A 14,028-nucleotide genomic window follows, 5' to 3' on the forward strand; every position below is an offset into this window, starting at 1 on the left:
TTTTAAAACAAGTTGTTCATTCATCATAACAACTCAATTATCAGTTTAAATTAAGGCCCCTAAAAGTAGGGGCCTTAATTTAGCTGATTACTCTATTACCTTTCCTTTTGTCATAAAAGTTTCACAAGCAGTATCCTTTGAGTTACTAATCATATGATCTTTCACGTTAGGATTAATTTCAATAGTTGATGCTTGACAAATATCACTAGAATTATACTGACATTCTTCTACAGTGCACTTGATGTTAGACATTATATCCACCTCCCCTTTCTTTTAGCTCATAGATATCTTTCCCAACAAATGATTATTTATTCAAAACCATTATTTCTGAAAACCTAATTAATTTCTAATATCTTGCCCCTTAACTGACCTCACAAACTTCTCTAACAACATCCATCACTTCCCATTAATAATCAGGTTGGAGTAATGCAATCTGGTACTTCTTTAATTGATTGATCAACTGCTCTAACTTCCTATTCTTAAAGTAATTAATTCCTACAAGTACCCCTCCAAATAAAACTCCAACAACTATCCCAGCAGAACTACCCCATAACCAGATTGCTAAACTACTGCTAGCCACACCTGCCAAGGAAATACCAAGATTAACTGAAGCTGCTTTAAAGGATTGCCATTTAGTACCGCCAGTTCTTCTGACCCGATAGAAGATATAAAGACTACTGGCAATAGAAGTTCCTGCACCAATCCCAAAGATATAGCTCAAGCTAGATATATTCGAACCAAAAAATGAAGTGAGTACCGCTCCAGTCAACCTACCTCCTGTATATCCTACTGTACCGATCACTGCCCCTTCCATCCCCTGCTCAAATCTATCCTGCCATTCCAACTCTTGATTAAATAATGATAATGTAAAAGCAATCCCAAAACCCAACAGTGCCGCTTGACCAAATCTAACTATCTCGCCTTTAATTATCTGTCGTCGCATTAAGGCTTCACGATTATAGAGATCTCCTGTCGTTGAATTTCGCCAATCCCTACCATGTGCTTCAAAATGTTCACTCCTAGTCAAAAAATCTATATTATCTGGAGCAGCTTGCAGTTCAGGGTGTTCAGCTACACTATTAATATGATGCCCTTCCATTCCTCTAACTCTACCTGCTGATAATAACTCCTGCTGTTGAGAAGCAGTCCACTCCCGCGTCCCACTTCCTCCTAACTCCAAGAGGGCTTGTTCATAATCCCAAGCTAAATTGACTCCACTCTGTCTTAAACTGACATCCCCCGCTGATAGCTGATTAACCTGACTCTGTAGTCCAGCCCGTTGGCTATCCAACCGATTCAATGTAGTAGTAAAGTTATGAGCTAACTGGCTACTTTGAACAGCCAATCCACCCAAGATTGGCCCGGCTGCTCCCAGTCCAGCAAAGAGCCTATAATTAAGGTTCTTTAACTTACCAGCAACCCTCCGCTTACTCCTCCGCCGTAAATACTTATTCTTAATTGCTTTAATACTCATCAACTCACCCCACTAGATCCTTTCGAGTAGTAGTCATCACCTTAGTCAGTTCAAACTTCTTCTCATCTGAGATAAGAGTAAAGATATAATTATAGACATGATTGAAATAGGTCAGAGCCTCAGAGGTTAAATACTCAGTATTGACAGTCGCTAAATCATCTTTAACCAATTCAATTATATCCTTTTTACCTTTCTTATAATCCTTTTCATGATTACTGACTTCAGTAAAGATATTATTGATTCTAGTTACAACCTCTTGATTGTACTGTTGATAATTATTCTGATTTAAGTTTTCACCTTTACTTACAGCTAACCTCTCAAAAGACTTCTGTAAGTCTTTATAGCACTTGTTATCATCAGCAGTAAAGAATTCAAATTCTAACCTTTCCTCTATCCTTGTCGCTTCCTCTAAAATCTCTCTAATCTCACTTTCTCCATCTACTTCCTCTAACTTCTCAACTAACTCCTGTAATTGCTTAAGAAGTTTCTGATTTCTAGCTCTAATCTCTTCTTGGCCTTCTCTTCCTAGCTCCTCTCTAATCCCTTCTAACTTTTCCTGATAATCCTCTATCAGATTAAAATCATTCAGTTCAGCATACTCGCTAAAGGTAAATAGAGCTTCAAATGCTTCAGCTAAGTAACTTCTCTGCTGCTCTTGCTCAGAGCTACTATCTATTTTTTCCAGTACATAATCTATATATTCCGTAAAGACACTTCGGTTAGCAGGCTGATGAATAAAGGCATTCTTCAAGACCATCCGAGCTAATAGATCATTCCCTTCCTTCTTAAACTGATCTGATCTTCTATGGTAGGATTTTAGATTAACTTCACCTAATTGATCTCCTAGATAATAACCCATCTTCTTATTAACTTTAAATATATATATAACTAAAAAGAAACTTAATATTAAGTTTAAAATCAGTAATAAAATTAGCATCTTACCACTCCAGCTCTACTTTAAATTTTATATTCATCTATAATTAAGGCATAATTATTTAATAAGTCATTTTCTAAGTTTTTAACTATCAATTCTAAAGATAGTTTTGAAAAAAGGTGTAATTTTAAACAATTGAAATTTATCATCAGCAATGTACTCTTACTACTAAAATAAATTTTATCCAATAAATAACTTATAAAATTAATTATCAAGCTCAAATTCTGCTAATAACGAATTTCCTCTCTTTATATGTTCTTTTATATCAAAAATCAATTGATCTAATTCTTTACTTGATAATCCTGCAGAAATCTTTTTTGCAAATTTTTCTTTTATCTCTGTACAAACCTTATCGTTTTCTTCATCAATACTAGGTAAAACCTCACCTTCAATCCACTCATCCTTAAGCCTTCTCTTTAAACCATTAATTTTAGCATATAAATCCCTCTTTATCTCTTTATTATTCTTATCTTTATTCAATAATTTATAACCAGCAAAAAGTGCACCTCCACCAATAGCCAATGGTGGTACAATAGCTCCGATAGCATATCCTAGAGTTACAGATGCTGCCGCTGGACCTAAAAAAGCTGAATATGCAGCCATACCTAAACCTCCTATCCCAGCAATAGCAGCACCTTCACCTACACCACTCCAGATATTAAAATCTGATTGAAAGAATAGCTCATCATCTCTATTCTCTATTAACAATCTCTTATGTTTAGTTGCTAATTGCTTAAATTCACTACTTAACTTTTCATCCATCTCTTGTGTAACTTTATTCCATTCTTTTTTGATATTTCTTTCTAGCCTCGATTCCATTTTACTCCACCAAGATTTAACAGCATCTTCATTGAAGTATTCTCTCATAGTATCTTTTATATCTTCTTGAGTTACATCCTTAGAGAATAACGATAATTTATCTGCTAAACTTAAAATCTTTCTTCTTTCCTCTTCAAATAATTCATTATTAAATTTATTTAAGATTAATAACTCTAGATTATTTACTATTCGTAACTTCTCCTTTTCAAGATCCTTTGTATACTCATCTATCTTCTCCTTAACAAAGTCAATCTTATCAATATACATCTCATTAAATTTAATATAATGACGTAGATTGGCTTGACTAGAAGATGCAATACTATCATTATGTATCTCTTCTGATTTCACTTCTATCTCTTCTCGTAAATAGTCTAATAGATCTGTTAGCCCGCTCTCCTTAAGAAGTTTTTGATTATCATTCTTTCTAGCTTCAAAGGCTTTTAAACCACTAGTCATAAAAATATCTCTCAAATAAAGACCAAGGTTTCTCTGAATATACTGTTTTATTCTCCTAGGATCAGCCTCTATTTCATCGATCCGATTAATAATTCCAATAACAGGTTTACCTAATCTAGCTACATTTGCTAACTCTTCTTTAACATCACTTTGGCCCAAATGATTAGCATTAAAAACCCAAAGAACAACATCAGATTCTTGAATGAAATTTTTAGTCTTAGCTACATTAGATTCAGTAATAGTAGATAAACCAGGGGTATCTACTAAATGAAATTCATTTAATGACTCCATTGGAATACCTATAGATGATAGAATATCCTCTTCGAAGAATTCTTCTTCCCCTTGATGATCTATTAATATCTGATTTATCTCATCAATCATGCCAACTTCCTCTAACTCCCCCCCTTTATAGATTGCAGCTTTTTCTTTAGGTGAGTAATGTATGTCTGTTATTGTGGCAGTAGCTTCTAATACATCGACGGGACATACTTCATCCCCAATAATAGCATTTAATAATGTCGACTTTCCAGCCTTTACTTCTCCCATAACAACTACATTCATAGGAGCCTTTAACTTATCCTTCAAAACAGTTATTTGTTCTTTATATTTATTAATAGTATCTTCTATATTTAGATCATCACCATACTCCTCTATATCTAAGTTAATATTATATAAAGGTGAATCATCAATATAATCTTGAGATTGATTTAAAAGATCTACTAAATTCATAAATAATCACCCTTTCTTTATTAATTCTAGCATATCCACTTCTAAATTTAGCCTTGCCCTTTCTAAGAACTTTATTTGATTTAACTTAGTAATTATTTTTTTATAGTCTTTAGATGGACCATGTAATGCAGCAAAACTCTCTTCTCTTACCTTGGTAGCCTTTTTAGAGATGTTCACAAAATCACGATCTATATCCTGATTAACCCTAATTCTAATACTGTTAATACTCTCATTAAGCTTTGCTCTTAACTTCTTCTTTAACTTGGGTAATTTAAACTTAACTACAGCCCATTTAACTAACCCTAGAGAATTAGCCACAAGACCTAAAACTATCCCAACTGGCCCTAGCAAAAAACCTCCAGCCACTATAGCACTAATGCTTCCTAAAGTAGAATCTTTAGACATATTAATATTATTTAATTCCCACTTTTTATTATAATCATGAGCAAACTCACGGGTAATCAAGGTAGAATTTTTATTAATATGCTTGAATTCTGAAAATTTTGCTTCTCTAATCATCTTCTGTAAGATAAGGTTACTTGACTTATTATACCTTCTATGAAAACTATTTAACTCACCGGTTATATGATCTTCAAGAAAAATATCATTCCTTACAAACCTTTCACACTTATCTTGATTACTTTCATCGTAATCAAATAATTTTTCTGCATAAGACTCTATATTCATTAAAACCTTATTTTTATAATTTTTTAAGATATCTTCTAATATATTTTTCATCTTTTCTTTTTCTTGATTAATACACTTCCTTAATTCTTTCTTTAATTTCTTTCTTTTTTTCTCATCCTCTTCTAATCTATATTTATAGCCTATTATAACTTCCTTAATATCTCTTAAATACCCCTTTAACCCATTTAACTTACTTTCACTCTGTATTCTTGATGCTTTACGCAGAAAATAACTATCTATACTCCTTCTCAAATCAGAAAATCCACTCTTTTTATATAAAGAATAATCATTTTGCTCCAATCCATCTATAGCTTCTTTAGCAGAAACTGGAACAATATCATAAAAATAACCATCAAATATTTCTTTAGCTTGTTTAATAACCCGCTTTACATTCTCTGGATTATTCTTACGTACAAGGTCTATTCTATTTAAGATTCCAATTACATTATCTACTTTTCCACCAATCTTATCTAAGGCTTTATCCAACTCATCTAATAACTTTTTAGGCTGTTGTGAGGCTAAAGTTGTTGCATCAAGCATCCATAAAACACCATCAGCTTTATGATAATACTCTCTTAAATCTTCTTGAGTTTCATCCTCTGCACTCTCTTGCCACAAGCCAGGAGTATCTACTACTCGAAATTTATTCAATAATGAATTGTTATCAACTTGGCAAGGCCAGTGTACCTCTACGATATCTGATTTATACAACTCTTTTTTAGTTAACTTCTCCCGCAACTCTTCTTTAGCTTCTATTGTATCTAACTCTTTACTTAACTTATAGAATTTATCATCTATTTTAAACTCTGACTCTTCTCTCTTTCTTTCTTCATTTGCTATATAACTTTTAGCTTCTTTGCGAGTATACTTCTTGCTACTACCATCTCTAAAGATAATTTCTACCAAATCCCCTGAATTTGAAGCTTCAAAAATATCAATTTTCCAAGTCTTTGGCAGTTCATCAACCTCAGCAACCCTTTTTCCTACCAAAGCATTAACCAGGGTTGATTTTCCATACTTACCCATACCTATAGCAAAAATTAAAAAAGGTTCTTCTAATTTCTCCCCTAAAACATACATCTGATTGGCCTTCTCTTCAATTTCATCAATACAAAGTTCTAAGAGCTTAGGTCTAGAAGAAAAACGTATTTCTTTAATACTCTTTAAAATCTCATCACTATAATAATATATCTTCTCTTGTAAAGACTCTTTTATAACTGTATCCCTCTTTTTTACTACCCTATGAAAGAAATTAAGCATCATCTCTTCAGTTTTTGTATTATTTATTTCCATTGTCATAATATCACCACTTATATAAATAATAAATATATAATAATAGAAAAGAAGACTAAATTCATAGATATAAAAATAAATCTTGACTTAGCCATATAATCATAAGTCTTTTTATGAGATTTTTCTACCTGAGAAATAATATCTTCAGAATGAGATTTTATGATTTTCGACTCCTCTTCCAACTTATCAGATATGTATATCTTAAGCTCTTCTTTCAAGCTATCTAAGCTATCCTCAAAAACCTTTATATTACTCTCTAACTTCTTATCAACTCTTTTGTTTAATACTTCAAATCTAACATCGATTGTATCAATACTCTTACCTAATTTTTTATTAAAAGAAAGTAAGTTTTTATAAACTTCTTCTATATTACTTAAAAGATCCTCTAAATCCGCATCCCATTTTTCTTGAATCTTTATTGCTTCACTTGCTAATTCACCAATTATCTTATTATGAGCCTCTCTAAAATAATCATACTGCTCAATTAATTTATCACTTTGACTCTTATATAAGCTAATAGCTTCTTGTAAATCTTCTCTCTGTTCTTGTAGTTCTGCCTTTCCTACCTTAATTGTCTCAATGAACTTTTGATTGGAATCACTAATATTCTCTACACTTGATTCCATATTCTCTAATAAACTTAACAGCCTACTTGTAGATTCAAGTTCCTTCATTGTTTCTACTAAAACCTCTGTACCTCTAAACATCTCTTCTAACTTACTACCTTCTTCTTCTAATTTATCTACTATTCGGCCACTTTTATCTAAACGATTGACAATCCTATTATTCAATCCATCAACTTCATTATCAACCTTGTCTGATAAAAGACTTAATTTTCTCATGAATTGACCTGATTTCTTTTCAATTAATTCTTTAAGTAGTCTATCTACTATCGAAACCTCTTCTTGTATCTTCTTTAATGTTTTGTCATTACTATTTAAGCGACTATCTATCTCAGTATTAATATCTTTAAACCTTCCTTCTACCTTATCAGAAAGGGAGACAACCTCTCCTTTAAACTCCTCAGCTGATTCTCTTATAACTTTTTTTAAGGATCTATCTATAACTGTTGTTGATACGCCTTCTATAATTTGAGAAAATTCTTTTACTAACCTTTTATCTTCTTTATTTAACATTATTACTCTCCTCCATTTTTATAGCCAATCCTTCAATGATTCCTACAAGATCAAAAACTTCCTCTCCTATCTCTACCGTACCTAATTTAAATTTATCAATTAATCGCTTTACTTCTTTTATATACTCTTTTAATTGATGATCCCCCCCATTTAATGCTCTACTTTCTAAGGCTAAAGATACCTTAATTATGTATTTCAAAAGAACTTCTTTCTTCTCTATATCTCTATTTAAAATATCCTCGACCTTATTTAAGAGGTCATTTTCTAATCTTAAGACTACCCAAGCAGATATAGAAAGTTGAGTCTTGCCCTCAATCCGATCATTTCTTAAATAATTAAATAAATAATCATCTAATTTTTTTGAACAGATTTTCTTCTTCTCTTCAAAAGCCTTATTGATAACCCTTGGTATTTCATTGTATAAAACTGATTCACCTCTAATGTTATAATCGCCACGATAAGAAAGCCAATTGTGTGAACCTAAAAGGTGAAACTTCCTATCAACTATTACCTCTTTTTTATGTTGATTACCTACTAATAACAAAGAAACTGCATTAACTCCTTCTGGGGTCTTAATTTTAGATAACCTTCTACTCATTTCTCTGTTAAGTTTAAGATTACTATTAGATGCACGTTTTTCTATCCCCCAGGCCATGACAATTAAGACCCTTCTTTTTGCCAAACCTTTTAATAACTCAATAAAATCATCATCAACTGTCTGCTTATTTATCCATCCCGAGAGAATAACCACATCATTAGTAGCAGACTTAAGCAACTCCAAATACTTAGGTCTAATCTTGGCATCACTAATATATTTAATACTAAGTTCATCTTCTTGAATATCATCTTCAATATTACTATTAAATGCCTGTTCTCTAATTTTACCCATCTTTTCTTTAGCAATATCTTGGACTCTCTTTTCATATTCAGCTTTATCTACATTCTCTTCTCTATCAGTGCCTAATTTCACTATAGATAAGTCCTCAAAAACTTTATTGATAAATGAATCATCAAAAAGTTGATCTTGATCATCATTTAACTGATTAAATCTATCTTCATATTCTAACTCAAAGCTATTAGTAAGTGGATTATAAAGTCTAAATAAGAGTTTATCTTCAACAATATCATGAATTACAATGATTCCAAATAATCGCTTCTCTACCTGTAGCACTTCTCTATCGAGCACTTTCTGAACCCTTTGACCATTATTACTAAAGAAAGAGTTCTCTTGATTCTTAAATAGGTTATTCATCTGATTTAAAGTAAGCTTAGATTGCATTGGCTTATCTTTTAAAAATTTAATAATCTTATTAAAAGCAAAGATGTCCTTAACCTCTTTATTGTTAATATCTATACTAGGTCTAACTATATCATCTACTATACGAAATTTAGCAGTTAAAGGGTCATTAAATATCTCTTGCTCTACTACTTCTATATCTTCTCGAACCTTCTTTTTAAGAATTTTTTTCCCTTTTTCAGTAGTTATAATAAAAGGTATCTCTTCTTTGCAAAGTAAGTCATTTTTAACTAAATTAGTACATTGATTGTTAACAAAGACCTTATCTAAAGCCAATACGTGAGATAACTCATCAATGCTTGGAGGAGGGGTAATGGTACTCCCAGCCAATAATATATGCTCTTCTAACAAATTAATTCTTTTAGCTCTCTTTACCTCCAATTTGACTTTTTCTCGAACGATAGGAAAATTATAGTACTTTGCTGTTAAGGTATTATATCCAATAGATTTGTTTTCTACTTCCCTTACCACCTGCTCTAGTTTAGAGTCCACCTTTACCGAGCTTTGAAACATTAATTATCCCCCCTTTGCTATTGATAATACTAGCAATATTACTATATATCTTAGTTGCACTACTATGACTAGATTCATGACAAAACAATTGGGTGCTGCCTACTAATACTAATAGTTCTTTAGCTCTAGATAAAGCTACATTTATTCTTTCTGGACTTCTAGCAAATCCTATAGCATTATTGGGGTTATTTCTGACCATACTAACAATAACTATATCTCTTTCCATTCCTTGAAACCTATCGACTGTACCGACTCTAAATTCCAAATTAGGATAATTATCATTATTAAGAAATCTATGACTTAATAACCTTGCCTGAGCACTATAAAATGTTATCAGCCCTACTTTCTTAATTTCAGCTCCTTGTGCTACTTTCTTGGCCCATTCTTGATCAAGGTCTGACACAACCTTTTCGATAATTTGAAGTTCAGCACTATTCTTATATGAAGTTCCCAACTTTTCTTCATAGAAATACTCACTTAAAGGCAAATCAATCCATATGTTATGATTACTTTCTGAGATATATGGTAGCTTAAATTCATGCTTTCTATCTTGGTTTGGATTTTCTAGTCCTGATTCTAACTCTCCTCCATAAAATTGATTAATAACAGCCATAATATCTGGATGCATTCTATACTGAATATTTAGCATAGTCTTATTCTCTTCATCTGCAGCTTTCCATAGCTCAGCAAATAAAGATCTCTTAATATGATCTACTTCTTTTTTATCTACCTTAAGTTCTTCAGCCAACTCATCTAGGGTGTTCGCATGAATCATAGGAGGCAACTGCTTATCATCACCAATTAAAATCAGTTTCTTCCCTTTTAACAAGGGCAAGATCAATTCTGGTGGGGTAGCTTTACTAATTTCATCTACTATTACATAATCAAAGTCATCATACTCTTCAATGAATCTTTTAGCACCAGTATTAGAACAAGTACTACCAATTACATTAACATTTTTGATATAAATCTCTTTTAAAGCAAATTCATCAACCTTACTAATATCTTTACTCTTCTTCTTCCAACTACTAACTAGATCTGAAAAACGATTAATATAACTAGAGTTAGCATTATAACCTCTATTAACACCCTCTAATTTACTAATAATAAAGTTAATAAAACTTAAAGAATCTAAATTATCGGTTTCTAATCTTCTATTAATAATATCTTGATCAAAATAATCTAATTGGTTAAAGTTTTTTTCCCACCAATTAAGATCGAGACTTAGTTTTTCTTTAATCTCCTTTAACTCCTCATTATAAGTAAGTATCTTCTCTTCTATGATAGTTATCTCTTCAGATAATTCTTCTTTTTTGATAGATTTATCTTTAAGATCATTATTGATTTTATCTTTAACCTCTATTAAGGAATCATTTAGATAGTTCATGAATTTACTCTTTCTTAACTCCTTAGCTATCTCTTTGGCCTCTAAATACTCTTTATTCCACTTTCGAATAAAGGAAGTCAAATCTTTTAAATCAGAAGATAATAAACTATGAGTATGTATTTGTAATGAAGCAAAAATTTCATTATTTGATGGAAGATTATTTAAAAGTCTCTTTATCTTAGTAAAACTATAATTTATTTCTTCTTTTAATCTAGTTGATAAATCGCTTTGCTTTGAAATCTCTTGATTAAGAAAGTTTCTTCTCTCCTTTACAGATATAAGTTCAGCACTAACTCTATCTATATCCTGTTCTATCTTCTCAATAAATTCTATAGAACTTCCTTCTAAACCTTCAAAGATTATTTCAACTACTTTCAATTTTAATCCTGTCATTAAGCTCTCTTGCTCTTTAATATTTCTTTTAAGTTTTTTATATGACTTCTTAACCTTAAAATTAAATTCAGAGAAATTTTCAAAAGCCCTTTCAAGCTTCTTATTATCTTTACTATCTAAATAACTTTGACCAATAACGCTTAAATCGATATATGCTCCCTTTTTTCCCTTCCAATAACTCTTATCAACTCTCTTTATATAATCAAAAAGTTTATTCTCTGCTTGAATTGAAAATACCTTTGGTTTTAATAAAGATTTAAGGGCATTTTGAGAATAACCTTGGTCTAGTAACTTAGCTCTTAGCTTAGTGATAAAAGATTCATTTAAATCAATAATGGCTTCTAGCTGATTAGCTGCTAAAATAAATTCATCATAGTTTTCATAATTATTCCGTAAGACTGACAACTTCTTTTCTACTCCACCTTTACTTCTACTCCAAATCACTTTAAATAATTCTTCATCAATCTCTCCCCTGTATAAATTAACAGGCAAAGAATTATTAAGATTATCGATCAAATTATCTAACATTCCCAAATCAATTGCAGTAGGAGATATATTATCAAGCCATTTATCTACATCCAACTCCCTCTGTTTTAAACTTTCTTGATAACTTTGTAGCTTTGCATAGTTTAATTTCTCATCTGATAATCTTTCATTTAAAACTTCTATCTTATTAGTTAATTCTTCCTTCTTATTAATGAGTTTCTCAAACTTATTGTTACTAAATTCTTGTTGAATTTTTGAGATATTATTAATCTCTTCTTCTATATTTGCATATATCTTTGACTCTTCTTCATAACCTTTGAGAATAGTAGCTTTTAAATGATAAGCCTTCTGAGCTACTTCATATATTCTGTTGAAATCTAATTTTAATAAATTAGGTCTCATATTAGATTCATTAATCTTATTTAAATATTTTAGAATAGAATCTAGGTTTTCAATAAATTTTATGTAATTATCATTTATAGCTAATAGCTCTTCTAAATCCTTTGTCTCTTTCTGAGCTAAGTCTTGTTGCAAAAAATTATCTATAATAGATTCTAAAGAGTTTATAACCTCTTGATATTTATCAGTATCTCTATTAATTTGATTTAACTCTTTAAGTAACTTTCTCTTCCATTCTTCTTCTTTTCTTAGATTATCCTCAGCCTCTTTCTTCTTCTCTAAGCTTTTCTTATAACCTACTAACCTCCTTTTTATTTCTCTTGCTCTCTTAGTAAAATCAACACTTTTACGACACTCTTCAATCTTAGATTCTGCTTTCTTGGCAGAACTTTTCAACCAAGTTTTTACAACTTTATCTTCTGTATAAGCTAGTCCTTCTTTTTCAACAGAAGAACCTAATCTTAAAGCTCTAACTGATGGAACCTCCATTAACCTTGCAATAACATTATCTACTGCTAAATTTGATTGAGAAGAGAGTAAAACCTTTTTACCTTGCTTGACTATCTGATGACACATCTCAGTTATGACTGTAGTCTTACCTGTTCCTGGGGGCCCCTTAACCAGATATAAATCCTTAGTATTAATTGCATTCTCTACTGCCTTCAACTGCCTATTATTCAATGTTTTAATGAAAAGAGCTTCTCTATCTAACTTTATATCATTCGAGGGAAGTCTTGATTTCTTAGCATCAAAAATAAACTTTGCTAAATTAATATTTGCCATTTGACCTTGGCGAAACTTCTCCAATCCCCTCTTACGCCTTTTAATCTCTGTTAAATCTCCAATAGGCTTGTACTCTAAAACTCCACTCTGTGGAGGGCGAGTTGATATTTTATTTAATCTATCTAAAAACTCTTCATTCAATCTAACCCTTAGCCTCATATTCTTCTTATTAAAATCTATTAACTCTCCTATTATCTGACCTTTATTATATATTTTTTCATCATCTTGACTTTTAGCTTTATTTAAATATATAGGATAGCCTATGCTCCTTTTAATTTTAGCTAGAAGTGCTTCATTAAAAGTTTGATCTTTATCTATAAAGAACTCTAAACTCTCTTCTTTTAAATTTTCTTTATACCCTAGATAATTAAGCGAAAAATATTTATCTTCTGCTAATTTTTCTTTAATATTAAGATACCTTCGCCAATCTTCCAGACGTTTATTTGTCAAATGATAGTACTCTTGAGAAGTAGGAAGTTCTTTGATTTTAGTCACAATATCATCTGGTATTCCTAAGCCATAATATGTAGCAATATCCTTCGGATAAAAGCTTAAAAAAGCAGGAATACTATAAACACTATCTTGCCCTATATTCTCAGGTAGTAAAGAAAAATTGGTTACAATAAATTCATTAGAATCTCTTCCTTTAGCCTGTTGAATACCACGTAAAACAATTGTCTTCTTCGGAAAATATGATAATAACTCCTTATTTACACTTCCTTGACTATCGGTAGCTATAATTACATCAATCAAATCATCTCCTTCACTACCTACTCCTGCATTTCTAAGATAAGATTGATATTCTTTATTAGGCGACAGTATCTTCTTTAATAGATCATAACTAATCTCTTCTTTCTTATTAAAGGAATTAGTTTCAATATGTTCTTTACCAATTTCATTACTTATATATTCTAGAATATTAGAATATATATTCTTCACTGCTGTATTGGTAAGAATAATTTTCAAACCAATACTTAATAGATCTTCTTTATAATTAGACATTTACTATACCACCTTTATTTCATTAAGCACCAATTTTTAAATCAACATCTATTATCAAGTAGGTTTTAAAAGCCCAATCTCATATATTTGTAAATTTTTAACAAGATTTTTTTACTTCTTATTTTTAAGATAATTTAACCCTACTACTAATTAACAGAAGATAAATCCAACAATTATTCCAGCCGTTCCTCCCCATAGCCAAGTAACTAAACTTCCCATAATAGCCCCTTCTTTACCTTG

The 14,028-nt window shown here is 31.0% G+C and carries 8 protein-coding genes; all 8 read right to left on the reverse strand.

Annotated elements, in window-relative coordinates; all coding sequences use genetic code 11:
• Positions 1 to 87 precede the first annotated feature (87 nt).
• Complete coding sequence (locus tag MWH25_RS04735) at positions 88 to 252, reverse strand: DUF1540 domain-containing protein (protein ID WP_248626400.1); 165 nt, start codon at positions 250 to 252, stop codon at positions 88 to 90.
• Between the two features lie 154 nt (positions 253 to 406).
• A complete protein-coding gene (locus tag MWH25_RS04740) occupies positions 407 to 1,474 on the reverse strand; it encodes a hypothetical protein (RefSeq protein ID WP_248626402.1) in 1,068 nt (355 codons plus the stop codon).
• 4 nt (positions 1,475 to 1,478) lie between these two features.
• Positions 1,479 to 2,411: a hypothetical protein gene (locus MWH25_RS04745; RefSeq protein ID WP_248626404.1), complete on the reverse strand. Its 933-nt coding sequence runs from the start codon at positions 2,409 to 2,411 to the stop codon at positions 1,479 to 1,481.
• Between the two features lie 201 nt (positions 2,412 to 2,612).
• Positions 2,613 to 4,412 (reverse strand): dynamin family protein, encoded by a 1,800-nt coding sequence (locus tag MWH25_RS04750; RefSeq protein ID WP_248626406.1) that lies wholly within the window; start codon positions 4,410 to 4,412, stop codon positions 2,613 to 2,615.
• Positions 4,413 to 4,418: 6 nt separating this feature from the next.
• On the reverse strand, positions 4,419 to 6,398 hold the full coding sequence (locus MWH25_RS04755; protein ID WP_248626408.1) for a dynamin family protein: 1,980 nt from the start codon (positions 6,396 to 6,398) through the stop codon (positions 4,419 to 4,421).
• An 11-nt stretch (positions 6,399 to 6,409) separates the two neighbouring features.
• Complete coding sequence (locus MWH25_RS04760; RefSeq protein WP_248626410.1) at positions 6,410 to 7,528, reverse strand: coiled-coil domain-containing protein; 1,119 nt, start codon at positions 7,526 to 7,528, stop codon at positions 6,410 to 6,412.
• Entirely contained in the window at positions 7,518 to 9,338 is a 1,821-nt protein-coding gene (locus MWH25_RS04765) for a phospholipase D-like domain-containing protein (protein WP_248626412.1), read from the reverse strand. The genes MWH25_RS04760 and MWH25_RS04765 overlap by 11 nt, the downstream gene beginning before the upstream one ends.
• Positions 9,307 to 13,788, reverse strand: coding sequence for an AAA domain-containing protein (locus tag MWH25_RS04770; RefSeq protein WP_248626414.1), 4,482 nt, complete (start codon positions 13,786 to 13,788; stop codon positions 9,307 to 9,309). The genes MWH25_RS04765 and MWH25_RS04770 overlap by 32 nt, the downstream gene beginning before the upstream one ends.
• Positions 13,789 to 14,028 lie beyond the last annotated feature (240 nt).

The sequence above is a fragment of the Natroniella acetigena genome (assembly GCF_023227745.1).
Classification (GTDB): Bacteria; Bacillota; Halanaerobiia; order Halobacteroidales; family Halobacteroidaceae; genus Natroniella; species Natroniella acetigena.

Bases quoted from the DNA above. Each gene is read 5' to 3' on its own strand.
- MWH25_RS04770 (WP_248626414.1), bottom strand. From the start codon at position 13,788: ATGTCTAATTATAAAGAAGATCTATTAAGTATTGGTTTGAAAATTATT.
- MWH25_RS04750 (WP_248626406.1), bottom strand. From the start codon at position 4,412: ATGAATTTAGTAGATCTTTTAAATCAATCTCAAGATTATATTGATGAT.
- MWH25_RS04755 (WP_248626408.1), bottom strand. From the start codon at position 6,398: ATGACAATGGAAATAAATAATACAAAAACTGAAGAGATGATGCTTAAT.
- MWH25_RS04765 (WP_248626412.1), bottom strand. From the start codon at position 9,338: ATGTTTCAAAGCTCGGTAAAGGTGGACTCTAAACTAGAGCAGGTGGTA.
- MWH25_RS04745 (WP_248626404.1), bottom strand. From the start codon at position 2,411: ATGCTAATTTTATTACTGATTTTAAACTTAATATTAAGTTTCTTTTTA.
- MWH25_RS04735 (WP_248626400.1), bottom strand. From the start codon at position 252: ATGTCTAACATCAAGTGCACTGTAGAAGAATGTCAGTATAATTCTAGT.
- MWH25_RS04740 (WP_248626402.1), bottom strand. From the start codon at position 1,474: ATGAGTATTAAAGCAATTAAGAATAAGTATTTACGGCGGAGGAGTAAG.
- MWH25_RS04760 (WP_248626410.1), bottom strand. From the start codon at position 7,528: ATGTTAAATAAAGAAGATAAAAGGTTAGTAAAAGAATTTTCTCAAATT.